Source organism: Gemmatimonadaceae bacterium (genome assembly GCA_037721215.1).
GTDB lineage: Bacteria > Gemmatimonadota > Gemmatimonadetes > Gemmatimonadales > Gemmatimonadaceae > UBA4720.
In genome coordinates, this window is record JBBJNV010000008.1 from 79917 (window position 1) to 99414 (window position 19498).

24 protein-coding genes are annotated in these 19498 nt (G+C 60.7%); 9 read left to right on the forward strand and 15 right to left on the reverse strand.

Annotated features, from left to right (window positions below; genetic code table 11):
- From WKF55_05740 to WKF55_05760, 5 genes are all read left to right on the forward strand, one after another.
- Window positions 1-696 (forward strand): methyltransferase domain-containing protein, encoded by a 696-nt coding sequence (locus WKF55_05740; GenBank protein ID MEJ7759077.1) that lies wholly within the window; start codon window positions 1-3, stop codon window positions 694-696.
- A 5-nt stretch (window positions 697-701) separates the two neighbouring features.
- Complete coding sequence (locus WKF55_05745; GenBank protein MEJ7759078.1) at window positions 702-1238, forward strand: SRPBCC family protein; 537 nt, start codon at window positions 702-704, stop codon at window positions 1236-1238.
- Between the two features lie 15 nt (window positions 1239-1253).
- Window positions 1254-2495 carry a beta-ketoacyl-ACP synthase II gene (gene fabF, locus WKF55_05750; GenBank protein ID MEJ7759079.1) on the forward strand — a complete coding sequence of 414 codons (1242 nt, stop codon included), beginning with the start codon at window positions 1254-1256 and terminating at the stop codon, window positions 2493-2495.
- Window positions 2496-2571: 76 nt separating this feature from the next.
- Window positions 2572-3312 carry an aquaporin gene (locus tag WKF55_05755; GenBank protein ID MEJ7759080.1) on the forward strand — a complete coding sequence of 247 codons (741 nt, stop codon included), beginning with the start codon at window positions 2572-2574 and terminating at the stop codon, window positions 3310-3312.
- A 119-nt stretch (window positions 3313-3431) separates the two neighbouring features.
- Entirely contained in the window at window positions 3432-3782 is a 351-nt protein-coding gene (locus WKF55_05760; protein ID MEJ7759081.1) for a hypothetical protein, read from the forward strand.
- A 14-nt stretch (window positions 3783-3796) separates the two neighbouring features.
- Here WKF55_05760 and WKF55_05765 read toward each other — a convergent pair whose 3' ends face one another.
- From WKF55_05765 to ccmA, 11 genes are all read right to left on the reverse strand, one after another.
- Window positions 3797-4336 (reverse strand): inorganic diphosphatase, encoded by a 540-nt coding sequence (locus tag WKF55_05765; GenBank protein ID MEJ7759082.1) that lies wholly within the window; start codon window positions 4334-4336, stop codon window positions 3797-3799.
- Entirely contained in the window at window positions 4333-5367 is a 1035-nt protein-coding gene (locus WKF55_05770; protein MEJ7759083.1) for an aldo/keto reductase, read from the reverse strand. The genes WKF55_05765 and WKF55_05770 overlap by 4 nt, the downstream gene beginning before the upstream one ends.
- Before the next feature lie 73 nt (window positions 5368-5440).
- On the reverse strand, window positions 5441-6289 hold the full coding sequence (locus tag WKF55_05775) for a D-hexose-6-phosphate mutarotase (GenBank protein ID MEJ7759084.1): 849 nt from the start codon (window positions 6287-6289) through the stop codon (window positions 5441-5443).
- A gap of 90 nt (window positions 6290-6379) precedes the next feature.
- Window positions 6380-7354, reverse strand: coding sequence for a porphobilinogen synthase (hemB, locus tag WKF55_05780; protein ID MEJ7759085.1), 975 nt, complete (start codon window positions 7352-7354; stop codon window positions 6380-6382).
- Between the two features lie 3 nt (window positions 7355-7357).
- Window positions 7358-8326: a hydroxymethylbilane synthase gene (gene hemC, locus WKF55_05785; GenBank protein ID MEJ7759086.1), complete on the reverse strand. Its 969-nt coding sequence runs from the start codon at window positions 8324-8326 to the stop codon at window positions 7358-7360.
- A complete protein-coding gene (gene cobA, locus WKF55_05790; protein ID MEJ7759087.1) occupies window positions 8323-9837 on the reverse strand; it encodes a uroporphyrinogen-III C-methyltransferase in 1515 nt (504 codons plus the stop codon). Before cobA ends, hemC begins: the two co-directional genes overlap by 4 nt.
- On the reverse strand, window positions 9834-10997 hold the full coding sequence (locus WKF55_05795) for a hypothetical protein (protein ID MEJ7759088.1): 1164 nt from the start codon (window positions 10995-10997) through the stop codon (window positions 9834-9836). Before WKF55_05795 ends, cobA begins: the two co-directional genes overlap by 4 nt.
- Complete coding sequence (locus WKF55_05800; GenBank protein ID MEJ7759089.1) at window positions 10994-11122, reverse strand: hypothetical protein; 129 nt, start codon at window positions 11120-11122, stop codon at window positions 10994-10996. Before WKF55_05800 ends, WKF55_05795 begins: the two co-directional genes overlap by 4 nt.
- Window positions 11115-11783 carry a cytochrome c biogenesis protein CcsA gene (ccsA, locus tag WKF55_05805; GenBank protein MEJ7759090.1) on the reverse strand — a complete coding sequence of 223 codons (669 nt, stop codon included), beginning with the start codon at window positions 11781-11783 and terminating at the stop codon, window positions 11115-11117. Before ccsA ends, WKF55_05800 begins: the two co-directional genes overlap by 8 nt.
- A complete protein-coding gene (locus tag WKF55_05810; protein MEJ7759091.1) occupies window positions 11780-12460 on the reverse strand; it encodes a heme exporter protein CcmB in 681 nt (226 codons plus the stop codon). The genes ccsA and WKF55_05810 overlap by 4 nt, the downstream gene beginning before the upstream one ends.
- Window positions 12453-13175, reverse strand: a complete 723-nt coding sequence (ccmA, locus tag WKF55_05815; protein MEJ7759092.1) for a heme ABC exporter ATP-binding protein CcmA — start codon at window positions 13173-13175, stop codon at window positions 12453-12455. Before ccmA ends, WKF55_05810 begins: the two co-directional genes overlap by 8 nt.
- A gap of 78 nt (window positions 13176-13253) precedes the next feature.
- Between ccmA and acs the strand changes: the two genes are divergently transcribed.
- Window positions 13254-15251 (forward strand): acetate--CoA ligase, encoded by a 1998-nt coding sequence (acs, locus tag WKF55_05820; protein ID MEJ7759093.1) that lies wholly within the window; start codon window positions 13254-13256, stop codon window positions 15249-15251.
- 136 nt (window positions 15252-15387) lie between these two features.
- Window positions 15388-15762: a hypothetical protein gene (locus WKF55_05825; protein ID MEJ7759094.1), complete on the forward strand. Its 375-nt coding sequence runs from the start codon at window positions 15388-15390 to the stop codon at window positions 15760-15762.
- Between the two features lie 170 nt (window positions 15763-15932).
- Here the strand turns inward: WKF55_05825 and WKF55_05830 are convergent, their stop codons facing one another.
- Together WKF55_05830 and WKF55_05835 are read right to left on the reverse strand one after the other, a co-directional pair.
- The gene (locus WKF55_05830; GenBank protein ID MEJ7759095.1) at window positions 15933-16352 is read right to left on the reverse strand and encodes a vitamin K epoxide reductase family protein; all 420 of its coding nucleotides are present in this window, start codon (window positions 16350-16352) and stop codon (window positions 15933-15935) included.
- Window positions 16353-16357: 5 nt separating this feature from the next.
- A complete protein-coding gene (locus WKF55_05835) occupies window positions 16358-17095 on the reverse strand; it encodes a DsbA family protein (protein MEJ7759096.1) in 738 nt (245 codons plus the stop codon).
- A 91-nt stretch (window positions 17096-17186) separates the two neighbouring features.
- Between WKF55_05835 and WKF55_05840 the strand changes: the two genes are divergently transcribed.
- The gene (locus WKF55_05840) at window positions 17187-18032 is read left to right on the forward strand and encodes an alpha/beta hydrolase (GenBank protein MEJ7759097.1); all 846 of its coding nucleotides are present in this window, start codon (window positions 17187-17189) and stop codon (window positions 18030-18032) included.
- Between the two features lie 70 nt (window positions 18033-18102).
- Window positions 18103-18363, forward strand: a complete 261-nt coding sequence (locus tag WKF55_05845) for a hypothetical protein (protein MEJ7759098.1) — start codon at window positions 18103-18105, stop codon at window positions 18361-18363.
- 35 nt (window positions 18364-18398) lie between these two features.
- Here WKF55_05845 and WKF55_05850 read toward each other — a convergent pair whose 3' ends face one another.
- Both WKF55_05850 and WKF55_05855 read right to left on the reverse strand, forming a co-directional pair.
- Window positions 18399-18905: a hypothetical protein gene (locus WKF55_05850; protein MEJ7759099.1), complete on the reverse strand. Its 507-nt coding sequence runs from the start codon at window positions 18903-18905 to the stop codon at window positions 18399-18401.
- The gene (locus WKF55_05855; GenBank protein MEJ7759100.1) at window positions 18905-19453 is read right to left on the reverse strand and encodes a CDP-alcohol phosphatidyltransferase family protein; all 549 of its coding nucleotides are present in this window, start codon (window positions 19451-19453) and stop codon (window positions 18905-18907) included. The genes WKF55_05850 and WKF55_05855 overlap by 1 nt, the downstream gene beginning before the upstream one ends.
- Window positions 19454-19498: the final 45 nt, after the last annotated feature.

Below are 19498 nucleotides of genomic sequence, written 5' to 3' on the forward strand. Positions count from 1 at the left end.
ATGACGGGATTACTCACTCCACGCCGGCGGCGCGGCTTCGAGCTGCTGGACGATCCGAAGATTGACCCGAAGATCGTCACCCGGTCGATGTCCGACGTCTCTCTTTCAAACGTCATTTTCGGGGGAACGCGCGCCGCGCTCGGCGAGCTGAAAGCGGTGATACCCATGCTTGGCTCCGAGGCGACGCTACTCGATGTAGGTACGGGCGCCGGCGACATTCCGACGCGAGCGCGCCAGACGGCGGCCAAGGCCGGGGTCACGCTATGGACCATCGGCATCGATATGGCCGAACCGCTGGTATCTGCGCACCGCCATTGCAACAGTGCCGTGGTCCGGGGAGATGCCCTCATGCTCCCGTTTGGAAACAACAGCGTCGACATCGTCATGTGCTCGCAGCTGCTGCATCATTTCACCACCGACGGTGCAGTTGCGGTTATCGGCGAAATGAACAGGGTTGCGAGGATGCGGGTGATAGTCAGCGACCTCCGCCGGAGCTGGTTTGCCGCGGCCGGTATCTGGGCTACTTCGTTTGCGCTCGGTTTCCATCACGTCAGCAGACACGACGGCGTCGTATCCGTTATGCGCGGCTTCGTTCGCAGCGAGCTCGCGGACATCGTAGAAGCCGCCGTGGGTACCCGGCCTCGTGTGCGGAGACGGCCTGGCTTTCGCCTTACAACAAGCTGGACACCGCAATGACAAAAATGAGCGAACCATACGAGCTTGGGCCCATGCCGCTCGGGCGGCCCATGGAGATTCGTGACGAGCAGTTCGTGCGCGCGCCGTGGCGCGTGATCTTCGACATCGCAAGGCGCGTCGAGGAGTGGCCGACACACCTGTCGCACTATCGTTTCGTTCGGTTTCGCGATCACGCGACCGACGGCGGCGGGATTGTCGAGATGTCGGCGTACCGGCCCTTTGGCATTGCCGGATGGCCGACGTGGTGGCTTTCGGAGATGTCTGTGGATGAAGGCGCCCCGGCAATCCGTTTTCGGCACATCAAGGGTATCACCAAGGGGATGGATGTCGAGTGGAGTTTTCGGTCGGCTCCAGGAGGAACCCATGTGACGATTCTTCACGTATGGGACGGGCCACCGATTCCAGTGCTCGGCATCCCCACGGCAACGCTGGTCATCGGGCCGGTATTCATACATGGAATTGCCTCGCGTACCCTCGCCGGCCTGGCTGTCGCGGCCGAACGGGAAGCGGGGAGACGCGAGCGGGCTCGCGCAACGCAATGACGAGAGGCTATTGGTGTGGCAAAGCGTAGAGTAGTCATCACGGGAATTGGGGCGATCACTCCAATTGGCATGTGCGCGTCTGGCCTGTGGGATGGAATCCTTCGCGAGAAGTCTGCGGTTGGTTCGCTGACGAGGTTCGACCCGTCAGTCTTCCGCAGTCACAATGCCGCGGAGGTTAACGACTATGTGCCGACAGATCACCTGGATCACAAGCGGGCGAAGCGCCTGGACCGATTCGGTCAGTTCGCCGTGACGGGAGCGCACATGGCGATTGCCGACTCGGCTCTTCGACTCGAAGGCGAAGACCGCGATCGAATCGGATCGACGATGGGCACAGCGCTCGGCGGAGTGGGCTATGCGGAGGAGCAGCTCGGCGTGTTTATTCAGCATGGCGTAAGAAATGTGGATCCACTTCTTGCGCTTTCGGTGTTTGGCGGCGCTGCCAGTTGTAACGTCGCCATCGAGCTAGGCATAAGTGGTCCCAACTCCACCAACGCAATGAGCTGTGCGTCCGGCACGATCGCGGTCGGCGATGGGTTTCGCCTTATTCGCGACGGTTATGCCGATGTGATGGTGTCGGGGGGCTCGGAAGCACCGCTTGCCCCGCTTTGCTTCGGGGCCTTCTCGATTATTCGCGCCATGTCCACTCGAAACGATACGCCGTCGATTTCATCGAGCCCGTTCGACAAGGACCGCGACGGTTTCGTAATGGGCGAAGGTGCGGCGGTGATGGTGCTGGAAGAGTACGAGCGGGCGGTCGCTCGCGGTGCGCGGATCTATGCGGAGATCGCGGGCTATGGTGTGACAAACGATGCGTGGCACATGACTGCTCCGCGGCCCGATGGATCTCAGGCCTCGCGGGCGATGCGACTTGCCCTCGAAGATGCGCACCTGAGCCCGCACGAGATCGGGTACATGAATACTCACGGAAGTTCGACTCCGCTCAACGATCCAACCGAGACGGCAGCAATCAGGAATGTTTTCGCTGAGCATGCGGATGCGCTCCCGATGAGCGGGACCAAGGGCTATTACGGACATGCGCTCGGGGCGTCCGGCGCGATTGAAGCGGCCATCTGCGCACTGGCGATGAAAAATGAGTGGCTGCCGCCAACGGTGAATCTTACGGAGGCGGACGAAGCCTGCGATCTTGACTTCATGCCGGGAGCTGGCAAATCGGCGCGAGTGGAGCACATGCTGACGAATTCATTTGGCTTCGGCGGAATAAATGCGGCACTGGTGCTCCGCCGCGTCAGCTGATGAGTCAGGGGCAGCGCGCTCGTGCTCACCTGCACAGGTTTCCCGCACCGCTTGCCAGGCCACCTGAGGACAAAACATGCGTGATGCCGTTCGCCATTTCGTAGCCGAATTAATCGGCACTTTCGCGCTCGTGTTCGTGGGCGGTGCGGCGATCATGATCGCCAGGGATACGAACAGTCCTGCAGGCCTGATCGGCATAGCGCTCGCCCATGGTCTCATGCTGGGAGTGATGGTAAGTGCGCTCATGCGGGTCTCGGGTCACCTCAACCCCGCGGTAACTCTGGGGTTTCTGGCTACCCGTCGCATCGACACGTCGATGGCCGGGGTCTACATACTCGGCCAGCTCATCGGCGCGATCGTCGGAGCTTACGCACTCAAGTTCACCTTTCCATTCACGCTCTTTGAGGTCACCCGGGGCGGTGGTCAGGCCATCGCGCTGCAGGTCACCGGGGGACAGGCGTTTGTTCTCGAGGCCATCGCGACATTTCTTCTCGTGATCGTCACTTTTGGAACCATCGTCGATCCCAAGGCCCCCCGGATGGGCGGATTGGCAGTGGGGTTTGTTTATGCCGCCAACATGCTGGCGATCGGTCCGCTCACCGGCGCTTCCATGAATCCAGCGCGATCCTTCGGGCCCGCGGTGACGACAGGGATCTTCGAGGCCCAACTCATCTACTGGCTGGCGCCCATCACCGGCGCGCTTGCCGCAGCGGTGCTGTACGAATTCCTGTTCATCAGGCGTGATGTCGAGCCACTGACATACGGCACCCTGAAACCGGCGGCCACGACGCGCGATGCAGCACGCACGGTTGATTAGGTTATATGGGATACCATATATTTCCGCTCCCTCTCGCCCGTAACAGGGGCTGATTCGGTTTCAGGCGTGGGGAACTTTACCCGCCTCCCGGATGTCCAAATACGTTCAGGGAGGCAACCATGATTTTCGCAAGACGGGCTTTTTTCGGTGTGCTGCTTGTGGCCGTGGCAGCGTGCAGCACCGCGGCAGGGAGACGGCAGGCAGCCGAGACGGAACGAACCACTGTGAGCGTCGATAATCAGGCGTTGCTCGACATGACGATATACGTGTTCAGCGGCGGCCAGCGCATTCGGCTCGGCACCGCAAGAGGGCTAAACACGACAGTTCTCACAATACCGCCGAGCATCGTTTTTGGCGCTACGTCACTTCGCTTTCAGGCAGATCCGATTGGCGGGCGCACCTCGCCGGTGAGTGAAACGATCAGCGTTGCCGAGGGCGATGAAGTAGTCCTGCGCATTCCGCCCAGCTAGACAGCCTGCAGACGCTACGGTCCGACGCGCAGGTATTTTTCCCTGTAGCGGGCAATTGAATCCTGAATGACGGTGCACGCGACCTCGCTCTTTTCCCACCCCAGGATTTCAACGCGCCGGCCTTCGAGATCCTTGTAGATGTGGAAGAAGTGCTCGACCTCTTTCAGATAATGCTGCGATAGATCGGCGATATCGAAGTACTCGTTGTAGAAGGGGTCGTTCGATGGCACCGCGATGATCTTGTCGTCCGGTTCTCCGCGGTCGAGCATTTTCAGCACGCCAAGCGGACGACAGTCGATCTGGCAGCCCGGGAATGTCGGCTCGTTGATGCTGACGATGATGTCCAGCGGATCGTTGTCCTCGTGCAGCGTGCGCGGAATGAAACCGTAGTCGCCGGGATAATGGACAGCTGAGAATAAAACGCGATCAAGTCGAAACTGACCGGTTTCCTTGTCGAGCTCGTACTTGTTGCGGCTGCCGCGCGGAATCTCCACAACTGCGGTGACCACCTCTGGCGGATGGGACCCGATCGGAAAGTCATGCCACGGATTCACGAAATCATTCTCTCCATTGTGCCCTTGTACGACATCGGCTCTTCCTCGATTCCGAAATTGCCGGACGCAAGCACACGGACTCGTTCAATATCGCTGGCCGACAGCGCCGGCATCCCGCTTGCCGCGGCGAATTCTTCGAGCTGCGCAGCATCATAGATATTCGGAAGCACGCTTACCACCGCGGGCTCAGCAAGCAGCCATTGCAGCGCGGCCTGACCGAGCGTCATCTGCTCGCTGAGAAAATCGAGGGTGCGAATCTTCTTGAGACCGTTTACAAGCCATGACCGGGGGCGGTGCCGGCGGTGGTCGTTCGCCGCGAAGACCGTGTCTTCCGTGTATCTGCCCTCGAGCATTCCGGAGGCGTGCGTCACGCGAATATTGAAGGTGCAATCCGGCGCATGCTCGCGCGCGGCCGTGACCATTGCCGAGCCCGGGTGTTGCTCCAGGATATTCCAGATCATCTGGATAGTGCCTACGTCGGGCTCCCGCTCGCAGAGCTCAACAGCTTCGTACAGCCACCCGATTGCGGGACCGAAAGCCGCGCCCCAAACGCGGATTTTCCCCTCGTTTTTCAACTCACGAAGAGTGTGCCAGATTTCCGGCTCGCGAACGTGCTCCATCTTGATGTTGTGCAGTTGCAGAACATCGATGTAGTCCGTTTCCAGACGTTCCAGGCACTTGTCGACCGCGAACCTCATATACTCAGGCTCGAAACGCTGTGGCAGTTCGCTCTGGCCACGTCGCGCTTTCGCGGCCGTTTCGTCGTAGATGTCGTAACCGATCTTGGTGGAGTACACTACGCTGTCGCGTTTTCCGCGAAACGCAGTCGCGAGCTGGGTTTCGCTGCGGCCGTTGCCATAGGTGTCGGCGGCATCGAAAAAATTGATTCCAAAGTCGTCGGCCGAACGACGCAGCATCGCGACTGCCTCGTCATCCGTCTTTTCCCCCCACCAGCCGGTGGATAACGTCCACGTTCCGAATCCGATTTCACTGACAGCGATGCCGGTGCCCGGGAAAGTTCGATACTGCATTGTTTGCGTCTCCATAGTCAGGCGCTAAAGCTAGGAGCTCGGGCCGTTTGTGGCAGTGGGTTGCGCGGTTTCGCTAGAGAAGCGCGAGCCGCTGCGAGCCGGTCCAGCTGGTTCCTGGAGCGAGCCTCAACTCCCGTCCTACGATCGCGGCCTCGACACAAATCATCCGAAGATACTCATCATCGTTCATGTCATAGAGCTTGCTGGTGGCAGTTTCCCAGGGATTCCAAACCACGATGTGGGGAAACCCGGATCGCGCGATCTCGACCGTAGTATCGCGCGCATTATCCATGAATCGCAGCGGCGATGGCGCGCCGAGATATATACGATCGATTTCGGTTGTTACGCGCAGCTCCCGGTCACGATGGGTTTTGAGGGCGCCAGCAGCAACCTTGTCGATATAGCTCGTGCCTGCCAGCCCCATGAGCTCGGCGTACGTGATGTCTCCGACTGACAGGTAGGTATGCAGCGCCGCTGTGAACGCGTACATCTCCTCGCCGCTGTTCGTCACCAGCAGGCGGATCTCGATATCCTTTTCCGCCAGCGTAACCGTTAACTCCGCTTCGTAGCGGTAGGGCCAGATTTTCCGCGAAGCCTCGGTATCCGCGGTGCAGAATGTGACGGACGACGGCTCGTCCGACTCCGTCTCGAGCAGTTGCCACTCTGTTGTCCGCAGCCACCCGTGCCTCGGCAGCGGCCCGCCATCGGCGAACTGGGGAAAAACCACGGGGACGCCGCCGCGGATGGCCTCTCCGGGTTCGAACCGCGCTGCCTCACTCAGGAAGAGCATCTCATGGCCACCCGCCGGAACCCACGATGTCACATGGGCGCCGTTTGCGTATACGTCAGCGACAGCGCCGGATGGGTGCGACAGCACGACCTTCTGCATGTCGTTGATTCCATCCACCAGGCTATGCGTCATGGCCAATACAAAGGCAACGGTCATGCCCGGCTGATTCCCAGCCCGGTGCCCACGGCCCATCGCGTTCGCGCGGAGCGGCGACCAAGGGTCTCAACGAAGCAGCCGAGCTGCCTTGACCGCAAAATAGGTGACAATAAAGTCGGCACCGGCGCGCCTGATTCCCAGCAGCGACTCCATCATCACCCGCTCTCCATCGATCCACCCCCGCTCGGCCGCCGCGTGAATCATTGAATACTCACCACTCACCTGATATGCGGCTACCGGGTATCCCGTCGCTTCCTTGACCCGCGCAATTATGTCGAGGTATGGCCCTGCGGGCTTCACCATCACGGCGTCCGCCCCTTCCTCGATGTCGGCAAAAACCTCCCGAAGCGCCTCGTCCGAATTGGCAGGGTCCATCTGGTATCCCTTCCGGTCACCGCTCGCCGGCGCCGACTCTGCAGCTTCGCGAAATGGCCCGTAGTAGGCCGATGCGTATTTCGCGGCGTAGCTGAGCAGCGGTGCATTGGGAAATCCACTGTCGTCGAGCGCGGCACGAACAGCGGCGATGCGGCCATCCATCATGTCGCTCGGTGCAATGATGTCGGCGCCGGCTGCCGCGTGAGAAACCGCCGCCCGCGAAAGCAGCTCGAGGGTTGCATCGTTCTGGACTTCGCCGCCCTTCAGAATTCCGCAGTGCCCGTGATCCGTGTACTCGCACATGCAAACGTCAGTAATGACGACGAGGCCGGGCAGCTCGCTCTTGAGAAGTCTGACCGCACGCTGAACGGCACCATCATCTGACCAGGCTTCACTGCCGGTTGCATCCTTCGTATCGGCAATTCCGAAAAGGATCACTCCGCCGACGCCAACACTCGCCGCTGCTTCCGCGTCCCTCAAAAGCTCGTCGGGGGAAGTCTGCGCCGTTCCGGGCATGGACAAGACAGGGTTTCGGAGCTTGTCGCCGTTCCGGACAAAAAGAGGCATGACGAGCTGGGACGGCGCCAGCGACGTCTCGCGGACGAGGCTGCGGAGCGCCTCTGTGCGTCGCAGCCGTCGCCCCCTGAATTCTGGAAAGGATGACACTCTCTATTCCGGTTGGGGTGCAATCAGTTGATCTGCCGATCGCAGCTCCATCAACAGATTCGTCGCTCCGCGTGTGCGAAGCTCCGCCGCCAGCGCGCGCCCGGATTCTTCTGGCGCTGCCTGATCGACCTGGTGCGAGCCCCTGACGAACTCATGGCCGGCAACGTCACTGACAAATCCATGGAGTACCATACATTCCCCGCTTTCTGTGAACTGCGCTGTTGCGAGAGCTCCGATTGGTACCTGGCACCCGCCTTCGAGCGCAGCGAGAAATTCCCTTTCCGCGCGCGTGCTGATACTTGTCGGTGCGTGATCCAGACTGCCCAGCACCTCCAGCAACGCATGATCTGCCAGCCTCGCCTGGATGGCGATTGCACCTTGTCCCGCAGCGGGAAGCCAGCGCGGCGGTTCGAGAAACTGCGTGATTCTCGATTCGACACCAAGCCGGATGAGACCTGCGGCGGCGAGAATCGCCGCATGCACGTCTCCCGCGTCGACCTTCCTCAGCCGTGTCGGCACGTTACCTCGAAGCTCCACGATTTCAAGGTCGGGGCGCAGTGCCGCGAGTTGAGCACGGCGCCGCAGGCTCGAAGTTCCAACTCGCGATCCCGGCGGTAAGGACTCGACGCTGTCAGCCCTGCCTGATGGGTTCACGACGAGCACGTCCCGCGGATCCTCGCGCTCGAGGAGCGCCACAACGTCAAGTCCTTTGGGCTGTGATGTGGGCAGATCCTTCAGGGAATGCACGCAGCAGTCGACCTTGCCATCCATCAACGCGACTTCGAGCTCGCGCGTGAACAGACCCTTCGCGCCGATGCTGCTCAGTGGTTGATCGAGCCGCCTGTCGCCCGTCGTCGTGAAAGTGACCAGCTCGCACGATACACCGCGTGCAGCAAGAGCCGTCTCTACCAGCCGTGCCTGACGGAGTGCGAGCTCGGATGCCCGCGTGCCAATTCGAACGACGTCGCTCACGCCAGTGTGCGCTCTATTGCGCCCACCAGCCCATCGATCGTTGAGTGCTCCGCCTCGCACCGCAGCTCGATTCCCGCCGCCCGGATCGCTTCACTGGTGACTGGCCCGATCGACGCCGCCGGCGCGCGCAACGCCAGATCTTCGCCAACCGCATCGATGTAACCGCGCACGGCTGAAGCAGACGCAAAAGAGACGAGGTCTATCAGGCCGCTCTCAAGGCTTCGTTTCAGCTCGAGGGCACCCCGGCCATCCGGCGAAGAGCGATAAGCGTGCACAACTTTGAGACTGGCGCCCATCGCGGCAAGACCGTCCGGGAGTACCTCGCGCGATCCCTCGGAAGTGACATAGAGGAACCGTGCGTCCGTCAGGTCGAACCCGGACAGAATATCGAGCAGTCCTTCAGCGACAAAGCGCTCCGGTATGACATCCACCGCGATGCCTTTCTCGAGCAGTGACGCCGCTGTTGCAGGACCGACCGCACCCACTTTCAATCCCGCCAGCGCACGGCTGTCTTTACCCGAGCCGAGCAGCTGTTCCCAGAAAATTGCCACCGCGTTCTGGCTGGTGAAGATCAGCCACTGATATTCGTGCAGCCTCAGCAATTCGGAGCGAAGCGGTGCGAGGTCGAGACGCTCGATGCGCGTCGCCGGCATCTCGATAACCGCCGCGCCGAGATCGCGCAGCCTCTGATTTATGATGGACGGCACGTCCGAGGCACGCGTGACGACGATTTGTTTGCCGAACAGAGGTCTGTGCTCGAACCACTTGATTTCATCACGCAATACCACGGACCATCCGATTACCGTAACGACGGGCGCGGCAATCCCCTCCGCTGCCGCACGCTCGGCGAGGGTAGCAAGAGTCGCGGTGACGGTACGCTGCCTGGGGTAGGTGCCCCACTGAATCGCCGCGGCCGGAATGCCGGGAGGCATTCCCCCGTTGATCAAGGCCGCGGCGATGGAGGGCAATGTATTGACTCCCATATAAATGACGATGGTGCCGCCGACCTTGGCCAATGCATCCCAGTTTGTCTGCGTCGATGCCTTTGCCGGATCTTCGTGTCCCGTTACAAACGTCACCGAAGTCGCAAGACCCCTGTGCGTGACGGGAATTCCCGCGTACGCGGGCGCGGCCAGACCGGCAGTGACGCCGGGCACGATCTCGAAGGGAACCGTGGCATCGTTCAATGCCTGTGCTTCCTCGCTCCCGCGACCGAATACGAGAGGGTCGCCTCCCTTGAGCCGAACCACCCGCTTCCCCTCACGCGCGAGGCGCACGATGAGATCGTTGATCTCGTCCTGCGGAACCGATTTGCTGTCGCCCCCCCGCTTCCCGACAAAATAAATCTCGGGAAAGCCCGTTTCCCTCGCATCAGGGGGCAGCAGGTCGCGGTTGGCAAGCGCATCGTAGACAATCGCGTCGGCGGTGTCCACGAGGTGCTTGCCACGCACTGTAATCAACCCTGTGTCACCCGGCCCGGCGCCAACGAGAAACACAGTTCCAGGCTTCATGCCGCTTCTCTCTCATCCACCCCGTGCATCGCAGCCGGCTCGAGTCCGACGCGCAAACACCACTTCGCATACTCCACTGGCGATATCTCCGACGGCTTGATCTCGCTTCGGCCGCCCCAGAAGACGTTTGTGTAAGCTACGGGAATGCCGACTTCGGCCAGGTGCCGGTCGATGGCGTCCTTGTGGGCAAGAACTGTCGATTTGTCAGTGCCATGGGCCACCGCCATGATATTCACGCTGGCAAACTCGGGCCCGCCTTCCCGCCAATAGGCATGAGTGAGGATGTGATGTCTTCCCACCTCGCGCCCTGCTTCAATCTCGCGTCCGGCGGGAACGCGCCAGTGAAAGAGCGCGTTATAGCGCGTTACGCGGACCCCCGTCGCCGAGGGCTTTACATGTTCGAGGAAAGTCGAGAACCGTCCGACCACCCCCCGTTCATTCAGGGAACGTGAGACAGCGATGAACTCCTCAAATGACACGCCCGCCTCGCGGGCACGGGCGCGCCACGGATCAGATGTGATCTCCGACACCATGAATTCACGTTTGAGCGGGCCGAGTACCTGCCAGTCGCGCGCCGACAGATCGACGATCCGGGTGTCGAGCACCGCGCCCGGCTCGTCTGTCTTCGAACCCGGTGCCATCCCGCGGCGCCGCACATGGCCCACGCCGAGAGCGAAAAGCCGCTTCGCCGGCATCACACGAAACGATTCGGCACCGATCACACCGGTCAGATATTCGCAGTGTTTCGACATCGAAAATCCCTGAGGCACCTTCAACGTCGTCCACAGCCGGTATTCTGAACCGGGCGTTTCATTATCAGTTGACCTGATAACGACGTGACCCGAAAACGGGTCGCTCTTCGACATGTATTCGAATGCGGCATCGATCTTCCCCGCCGGAATTTTCCAGGCGATTAACGCACCCGGTGCGAGGTTGGTTGCCATCATCGTCTGCCGGATTCTCCGGATCGTTCCGGCGGCGAGCATCGCTTGCAATCGCTCGATTACTGTCTGCTCGTCGAGAGATGCCGCGCGCGCAATCTCGGCAAACGGTTCGAGCGTGAACCCCGGCACGCGGTCCTCGGCGATCGCAAGGATGCTGGCGTTTATTGGGTCGGATACCTCGGCGGGAATGTCGGCGTCCGTTCGTGAAGAACTCAATTTCGCAAATCCGGCTCACGATGCCGGAGACTCTTTCGCCTCCAGCTAAGGGCAGCCGCGTACACCACGAAAATGATAGTCCCCGCCGCGTAAGCAGCGTAGTAGTACGCCGAGTTATCAGGCATCGTACGTTTCCGGAGGATGGGCATTGTCGCGTTCGACCGCGTAACGGTACCGGCCACGAAGCAAGGCTACGTAAAGCAGCGTAAATGAGCCAAACGACAGCAGCAGCGTCGCAAGCATTTCACCTGGCAGCGACGGAGCGCCGGGCTTCATCAGGATGGGCTGTGGGTGCAGCGTCCTGAAGAGATAGACACTCAAATGTATGAAGGGTATGAGCAGGGTTCCAAGAATTCCCAGCACGGCGCTGTACCTCGCCCGCATTGCGCGGTCGTCAACAGCGCCCCGCAGCACGATGTACCCCAGATATATGAACCAGAGAAACAATGTCAGTGTCAGCCGCGCGTCCCAGGTCCACCATGTGCCCCATATTGGCTTTCCCCACAGTGGCCCTGTCACCAGGACAATCGTGGTGAACATCACGCCGACTTCGGCCGATGACTCCGCGATGCGGTCCAGTCGCTCGTCCTTCAGCCACAGATAGAGAACGCTGGCAAGCCCCACGAGACCGAACGCCAGAAACGCAACCCATGCCGAAGGCGCATGGAGATAGAGAATTTTCTGGGCGGGACCCTGGATTGCCTCGAGTGGCGTGAAAAAGAACGCGCGTATGTAGGTGATCGCGATTGCCGCGACAGCCGCCACGGATAATGGGGTTGCTTTCATTCCTCGAGCGTGAAAGGATAGGCAAGCATGCAACCGACAGTAAATACAATATCGAATGCCAGCAGCAATTTAAGCCACGGCAACGTCTCGCCAACCGGGCGGCCGCTCAGCAGCTTGGCAGTCGCCTGAGCAGCTGGTATCACGATCGGAACGAAGAATGGAAGCGACAGCATCGGCAGCAGTAATTCGGCCAGCCGTGTGTTGACTGCCATTGCGCTGAAGAGCGTCCCGACAGCGACGAGCCCGATGGCGGCCAGCAGCGTTATCGCGCACAGCGGGGCGAGTACGGATCCAATTGGTAACCCGTAAAAGAGCGCAATGGCAGGAATCGAAGCGGCCTGAACGCCGATTACGAAAATAAGGTTTGCCATGGCCTTGCCAAGGTAGATCGATTCGCGGGCCACCGGAGACGCGAGTAGCCCATCGATGGCGCGATCTGCCTGTTCGGCGCCGAACGACCTGTGAAGTCCAAGCAATCCGGAGAATGTGAACACAACCCAGAGCACTCCCGGCGCGAGATCGGCCGCGGTGACTGCGGTAGGATCCCAGGCGAAGAAAAAAATGACGACACCGAGCAAAGCGAAGACGACCGCTGACAAAAAAGCGCTGCGTGTTCTGAACTCGATTGCCAGATCTTTCATGGCGATGACCCAGGAATCGCGAAGAGCATCACCCATTTGAAGCGACCATGGCGGCGTATTGTTCCCCATATGCCCCGGGCTCGACGTCAGCGCGCGGGTCGCTGCGGACAATGCGACCACGCTGCATGATTGCCGCCCGGGTTGCGAGAGAAAGTCCGTCATCGATACTGTGAGTGACCAGGACGAGGGCGGCGCCGGCGCCTCGGAGACCGAGCAGCATGTCCGAAAGCGCACGCGCTCCGGCAACATCGAGTCCGGTAAAAGGTTCGTCGGCCAGCACGACGACCGGCCCATGTACAATCGCGCGCGCGATCGAGACCCGCTGCTTCATTCCGCGACTGAGCGCACGGACGGGAGTGTTCGCTCTTTCTGACATTCCCATCACGCCAAGCGCTCGCGCCGCGGCCGCGCGTGCGTCAGCGACACCGTATAGTCGGGCGGCGAATTCAACATTCTCGCGAGCAGTGAGTGCGTCGTAGAGGAGCGAATGATGCGAGATAATGCCAACGCTGCGGCGCACATCGGCGCCGCCGGGAAGAGCTGAGTCCCCAATGCGGGCACTGCCACTGCTTGGCTTGAGCAGGCCCGCAAGCATCCTCAACAAGGTCGTCTTGCCCGCTCCATTGGGGCCAAACAGCGCAAGCACCTCACCGGGGGCGACAGAAATGGACACACTGTCAACGGCCCGCCGCGAGCCGAACGACTTGCTCAGGTTTTCCGTTACGACTGCCGCGGTCGATGAACTTTGCATGAACCCCAAAGCTGGCACTCTGGCGCACGCCATGCAAAACGGACAACGTTGCGAGACCGCAACCAACCCAGGTCCAAGATGAACGACATCGACGTTCTGCTGCAGGAAAATCGCAAATTCCCCCCGAGCGACGAGTTTCGCGCGGCAGCGAGCGTAGTCTCGGAGAGTGTCTATTCGGAAGCGGCAGCCGACCCTCAGGCATTCTGGGCGGCCAGGGCCGCGGAGCTCGCCTGGATGCGGCCATGGGACAAAGTGCTCAACTGGAATCCCCCACACGCGAGCTGGTTCACGGGAGGTCAGCTCAATGCCTCGGTAAATTGCGTGGACCGTCACCTGGAAGGACCTCGACGGGACGCTCCGGCCCTCATCTGGGAGGGGGAGCCTGGTGACAGCCGAACGCTGACGTTTTCGGACCTGCACGCCGACGTCTCACGTTTTGGCAACGTGCTCAGGTCACTTGGCATTCGCCGTGGTGACCGGGTAGCCATTTATCTGCCGATGATTCCCGAGGCCGCAATCGCGATGCTCGCGTGCGCGCGAATCGGTGCAATTCACTCGGTTGTGTTTGGCGGATTCTCTCCGGAATCATTGCGCGACCGGATCAACGATTCCGATTGCAGAGTGCTCGTGACCTCCGACGGCGGATACCGGCGGGGTCAGGTGGTACCTCTCAAGCGCAACGCGGACGAAGCGCTCGAGCAAACTCCGTCAATTGAGAACGTCATCGTGGTGAAGCGCGCATTTGTCGGGACAGGTGCCGGCGGTGCGGCAAGCGTGAAGGCACACATGCAGGCAATCGACATCCAGATGCGCGACGGGCGTGACCTGTGGTATCACGATTTGATGGAGACAGCCTCAGCGGAATGCGAGCCGGAAGCGATGGAGGCGGAGGATGTTCTGTTCATTCTCTACACGTCCGGAACCACCGGCAAGCCGAAGGGAATTGTCCACACAACGGGCGGATATCTGACTGCCGTGACGGCGACCGCGAAGCTCGTGTTCGACCTGAGGGATGACGACGTTTTCTGGTGCACGGCAGATGTTGGCTGGGTAACCGGCCACTCCTACCTGGTTTACGGGCCCCTCGCCAACGGAACGTCGTGCGTGATGTACGAGGGCGCGCCGGACAGCCCCGCGAAAGATCGGTTCTGGGATATCTGCGAGCGACTCGGCGTCACCATACTTTACACAGCGCCGACTGCGATTCGCGCTTTCATGAAGTGGGGCGCAGAGTATCCGGCGAAACACGACTTGTCGAAGCTGCGACTCCTCGGATCGGTCGGGGAACCGATCAATCCTGAAGCATGGATGTGGTACCGCGAGCACATCGGCGGAAACCGGTGCCCGATTGTCGACACCTGGTGGCAGACCGAAACCGGGGCCATCGTGATCTCTCCGATTCCCGGCATTACCGGCACGAAACCCGGCAGCGCAACAATGGCACTACCCGGGTACTCGGCCGAGCTTCTCGATGCGAACGCCGATGTCATTCCTGTTGGCGGGGGCCTGCTGGCGCTGACGGGGCCATGGCCCTCCATGCTTCGCACGATATGGGGCGACGACCAGCGCTATGTGGATACCTATTTCACCAAGTGGCCCGGGCGGCCTGACCTGTACTTTCCGGGCGACGGCGCAAAACGCGACGACGATGGCTTTTTCTGGATCCTGGGGCGCGTGGATGATGTCCTGAACGTAGCCGGCCACCGCATCGGCACGATGGAAGTGGAGTCGGCGCTCGTTGAGCACCCTGCGGTAGCCGAAGCCGCAGTTGTCGGGAAGACCCATGACGTAAAGGGACAGGCGATTGCAGCGTTCGTCACGCTGCGTGACGATCACGTCCAGACACCGGAACTACGCGAGGAGCTAAGGAGGTTCGTTGCCGCCAAGATCGGCGCGCTCGCACGACCCGATGACATTCTTTTTTCGGCCGACTTGCCCAAGACCCGCTCCGGCAAGATCATGAGACGCCTGCTGCGGGACATCGCTGAAGGCCGGATTCTTGGCGACACTACCACGCTCGCCGACCCGGGTGTGGTGGCAAGTCTCAAGGAGCAATACGAGGGGCAGGAGGGATGAGCCCCGGAAGGGACGCGGACGACGAGGTTCAGGTTCAGACGTGAAGCGTCACTTGTTTACGAGATGAACTTTCTGACCGCGGTACGAACTTCGCTTTAGATTTCACTTTCAAACGCCAATAACCCCGGACGGTTTCATGCTAAGTGGTTTGTTTCCTGAATCGATATTCGGCCGCAAGCTCAACGCGAACGCTGAGCGGCGCCTCAGACTTTCCCAAGCCCGTGCTGAAGAGACGGTAATCCGCGCTCACGTGGACAATTCGCTGATGTTCGTGGACACGCTCGCCGAGGATCTCTCTTTCGACCGTGCGATCGATACGTACATCCGTGTGATGGGTATCCCAGAGCCGCTTGCGAGCACTGTCGCTACGCGTGCGTTGGTGAGTCTTGGGCGCGATCTCGTTCCGTTCCGCCGTCGTGCGAGAGAGGAAGGGCAGGAAGATGAGGAGATCAAGCCGCGCCTCCGGCTCGATGATGCGGCCGCACGGCAGCGGAGCGTCAAACGGAGCTGACGGCCTTGCGCATTATTGCGCGAGGATAGCGCCCGGGTTACCTGGGCGTAGTCACTCGCTGAGGTAGTCCGCGGTAGGCCGCCTGGAGCGTGTTCCCCAGCGCTCCGAAGATGAGGGCAACGATTGATTCAGTCAGGAGGGCGCCAACTTCTGGCTGCACCACATGAGCGTCAATCGAATTCTCTGTAATCCAGCACTGTCGTTGCGAAGATGGCGAGCACGATCACTGCCGATACTACGCACCACTGACAGACGGCATGAATCACGAATAGTTCGAGATACGTGAGCCAGGTGGAGAAAATCAGCCCGGATCCCGAATAGAGAACCAGCGCCTGCGACATGCCCTTCGAACCTGCGTATCGCTCCTGCACGCTTACCAGGCCAAGAGCCAGAAGACCCGCATAGAATGCGACGCCCCAGGCGGCAACTGGTAACCCGAGGAAGGTCGCCCACTTGCTGGTGTTCACTGTTTCGCAGGAGCCGACGCTGCAGTTCAGGGCCCCTATCATTCCCAGCTTGTAAAGCAGCAGGTACAGCGCCACGAAGAGCCCTGCCAAGGCCAGCGCCCCGACAATCATGCGCTTTCTCACGAGGGCTACTGGCTCGCGGGAGCCACCCCACCGGCCCGGGTGGCGGAATCGACAATTGCCTTCAACACGTCGTAAGGGAGGGCGCCCGGATACATCTTGTCCCCTACGATGAACGTGGGCGTCGACGAAACCTTCCGTTTTTCGCCATCGGCGAGGTTGGCGAGGATCCGGGCGTCATGCTTGTTCGAATCGTAACAGGCTTCCCATACTGACTCATTCAGACCGATGTCCTTGGCGTACTGCTGGAAAAAAGGCTTCGGGTTATCGGCCGCCTGGGTGTTCCACTGATCCTGGCGCGCGAAAATCCTGTCGTGCATTTCCCAGAATTTGCCCTGGTCGTTTGCGCAGGCCGCGGAAAGAGATGCCCGCTTGCTGTTCTTGTGCTGCGGCAACGGGAAATCGTAAAACGTGAAGCTCGCGAGGCCGGCGTCAACGATCCGCTTGCGCACATCGGGCTCGGTGACAGTTGCGAACTGGGCGCACCCCGGGCATTCGAAATCGGCAAATTCGATGATCTTCACCGGTGCGTTGGCGTTCCCGATGGTGTACCCCTGCGATGGTCCGAGGGTAGCCGGGTCGACGGCTACGGGGGTGCCCACCGCTCCGTCGTTTTTGTGCATGAGCGAATATCCCAGTAGACTTCCGCCAATCAGGGCGATCGCGCCAAGAACCAGGTAGAATCCTTTTGGCCGGGTTGATGCGTTGCGTACGACATTCTTCCGGTTATTTGGTTTGCCAGCCATTGCCGTGCCGTGTTGAATGTAGGGTGATACTGCGCGGCGTTTCAGACTGCGGCGCACGAGCGATCGTAAAAGCTAGAGGAGAGGTATAGTTATGCAAGCTGATGTCCTTCGCGTACCCGTAGGCCCGGGCGCGATGCACGTCGAAAGATTCGGGCATGGTGGCACGGCCGTGATCCTCATTCACGGCTTTGGAACGTCGACTTTTCTCTGGCGCCACGTGGCGCCTGCGATCACCGAGGCCGGCCACACCGCATACGCTGTCGATATGTTCGGCCACGGAGAGTCCGACCGGCCATTCGATGCCGATTTTGGCATTGCGGCGCAAGCTGAGTATCTCGACGCGGCAATGACGGCGCTGCGCGTTGCACGCGGGATCCTTGTCGGGGTGGATATCGGCGGCGCAATTGCACTTCGGCTCGCGGCCACACGGCCCGAGCGCGTTGAGAAGCTGGTGCTGATAAATACGCCAGCGTTCGACGAGCTACCCGGAAAAGACGTCACGCAGATGCAGCGAAGCACAGCGAAGTTCGCGTTTCGCACGACCCGTGGTGTGCTCGGGGCGGCGCCCCTCATCGAGGGTATTCTGAAGGGGAGCGTCGCCGACCCGGGCGTAAGCATGCCGGTCAAGCTCATTGCCCGCTACCTGGCACCGTTTGTTGGCAAGGATGGAGTCAACCATCTGCTGGCGCTAGCGAGCTCGATCAGCAACGAGGACATGGCGGACGTCAATCTCGGAACGATTCACGTGCCGGCGCTGGTGCTTTGGGGGGAAAAGGACCGCTGGGTAGACGCGAAGATCGCCGACAAGCTGATTGGCGCGCTCCCGGATGGCCGCCTTGTCCGTCTGCCCGGAGTAGGCCGTTTGCTTCCAGAGGAAAATCCGGCGCGCCTGTGCGAGCTGCTGCTCGATTTCATGAAACGGCGAGCGGTGGCCTGACGCCCTATGAGAGAGGGCACATCGGCGTTAGATTGAGGGTAATCAACTCTCAAACCTTTCAACCGGATTAATGAACAAGCAGAAGCCTAGATACACGAGAACCGTTGCGCCTGTTACTACCCCGTTCGAAGAAGCGCGCGATGAGATGTTCCAGCACATCATGAAGAGCGGAGTGATCGGAGCTCTTCCCGAAGATCAGAAAGAATGGTTCGATAGCACAATCGCATATCTTGCCGAACGCTACCACGAGCTCACGCCGAAACAGGTAACAGAGCTTCGTGTTCTGGGCGAACGGTTTTCGCAGCCCGCCAAGGTCAACGCAGCGGTCTGAGCTGATGCGCGGAGCGCTGACCCGGTAGCGAGGGGTCAGCGCCGTTCCGCGGTTGCGCGCCGCAGCACGATCCCGATTCGTGCTCCTCCACCCAGCGACGCTTCGACAGAAAACGCCGATCTGCCCCTCACAGGGCCATCGACGCCTGCCAGCAGCATCAGGTACGTGTGGGCGTTTTCTCCCTGATCAAACCGTGTCGTCAGGCCGCCACCGCCGTAAGCGGCCCAGCGGCTCTCGCGAAACGGGTCGAGATAAAAACGCGTAAGGAGATCTATTCTTGCGCTTCGGCCGCCGCTGCTGAATCCCGCACCAGCGACGATCCCGGTGCGCACATAATTACCGACGGGGCGGCTGATGCCGATGCCCGCATGAACGGCGTCGACCCGGGCGAATAAGGCATCGATGCGCACCTCGGGAGACACGCGAGACGCAGGCGGTGGAGAAGCACGTTGTTGCCCCGGGAGTGCAGCCGGCCCAAGGACAAGTACGGCAGTAGACAACATGAGGAGGCCGTAATGGCGAATTCCTGGACATCTGTCCATCAGCTGGGCGATGCACCTTTGCCGGCCGCAACCCGGGCCCGGTGAAGCGCCAGCGTATAATCGAGAACCGAGGCGGCAGACAGCACTCCAACGACCACAATCAGCGGTTGGACGGCCGCGGAAAATTGAAGCACGGCCACCAGAATGACGAGTTGAACAACGGTTACCGCCTTGCCGAGTGCACGAGCCTGAAATGACGATGCGCTGAGGCCGGGAATGAATCGTGCGACTATGAATCCAACGGCCGTTGCGATGTCGCGGACGAGGAACACCAGATACTGCGAGAGTGAGAGCCACCCGGCGAGAAGGTAGGTGGTCACCGCAGACAGCACGAACACGCGGTCCGCGAGCGGATCGATCAGCGCGCCGGTAACCGTCGAGCTGTTCCTGCGGCGGGCAAACCAGCCGTCCAGAAAATCCGTGATCGCGGCGACGACGATGAGAAGGGTGCGCTGCCACCGGCCATCGATGAGAACGAAACACAGAGCCAGCACGAGGCGCGAGAGAGAAATGGTGTTTGGAAGAGTAAAAATTGCGCCGCGCTCCATGCGGACAAGCTAGGTGAGCAGTGTTGCGCTTGCCAGCATGTCGCG

Bases quoted from the DNA above. Each gene is read 5' to 3' on its own strand.
- WKF55_05740 (MEJ7759077.1), top strand. From the start codon at position 1: ATGACGGGATTACTCACTCCACGCCGGCGGCGCGGCTTCGAGCTGCTG.
- WKF55_05745 (MEJ7759078.1), top strand. From the start codon at position 702: ATGAGCGAACCATACGAGCTTGGGCCCATGCCGCTCGGGCGGCCCATG.
- WKF55_05755 (MEJ7759080.1), top strand. From the start codon at position 2,572: ATGCGTGATGCCGTTCGCCATTTCGTAGCCGAATTAATCGGCACTTTC.
- WKF55_05760 (MEJ7759081.1), top strand. From the start codon at position 3,432: ATGATTTTCGCAAGACGGGCTTTTTTCGGTGTGCTGCTTGTGGCCGTG.
- WKF55_05770 (MEJ7759083.1), bottom strand. From the start codon at position 5,367: ATGCAGTATCGAACTTTCCCGGGCACCGGCATCGCTGTCAGTGAAATC.
- WKF55_05775 (MEJ7759084.1), bottom strand. From the start codon at position 6,289: ATGACGCATAGCCTGGTGGATGGAATCAACGACATGCAGAAGGTCGTG.
- cobA (MEJ7759087.1), bottom strand. From the start codon at position 9,837: ATGAAGCCTGGAACTGTGTTTCTCGTTGGCGCCGGGCCGGGTGACACA.
- WKF55_05800 (MEJ7759089.1), bottom strand. From the start codon at position 11,122: ATGCCTGATAACTCGGCGTACTACTACGCTGCTTACGCGGCGGGGACT.
- ccsA (MEJ7759090.1), bottom strand. From the start codon at position 11,783: ATGAAAGCAACCCCATTATCCGTGGCGGCTGTCGCGGCAATCGCGATC.
- WKF55_05810 (MEJ7759091.1), bottom strand. From the start codon at position 12,460: ATGGGTGATGCTCTTCGCGATTCCTGGGTCATCGCCATGAAAGATCTG.
- ccmA (MEJ7759092.1), bottom strand. From the start codon at position 13,175: ATGCAAAGTTCATCGACCGCGGCAGTCGTAACGGAAAACCTGAGCAAG.
- acs (MEJ7759093.1), top strand. From the start codon at position 13,254: ATGAACGACATCGACGTTCTGCTGCAGGAAAATCGCAAATTCCCCCCG.
- WKF55_05825 (MEJ7759094.1), top strand. From the start codon at position 15,388: ATGCTAAGTGGTTTGTTTCCTGAATCGATATTCGGCCGCAAGCTCAAC.
- WKF55_05835 (MEJ7759096.1), bottom strand. From the start codon at position 17,095: ATGGCTGGCAAACCAAATAACCGGAAGAATGTCGTACGCAACGCATCA.
- WKF55_05840 (MEJ7759097.1), top strand. From the start codon at position 17,187: ATGCAAGCTGATGTCCTTCGCGTACCCGTAGGCCCGGGCGCGATGCAC.
- WKF55_05845 (MEJ7759098.1), top strand. From the start codon at position 18,103: ATGAACAAGCAGAAGCCTAGATACACGAGAACCGTTGCGCCTGTTACT.
- WKF55_05850 (MEJ7759099.1), bottom strand. From the start codon at position 18,905: ATGGACAGATGTCCAGGAATTCGCCATTACGGCCTCCTCATGTTGTCT.
- WKF55_05855 (MEJ7759100.1), bottom strand. From the start codon at position 19,453: ATGGAGCGCGGCGCAATTTTTACTCTTCCAAACACCATTTCTCTCTCG.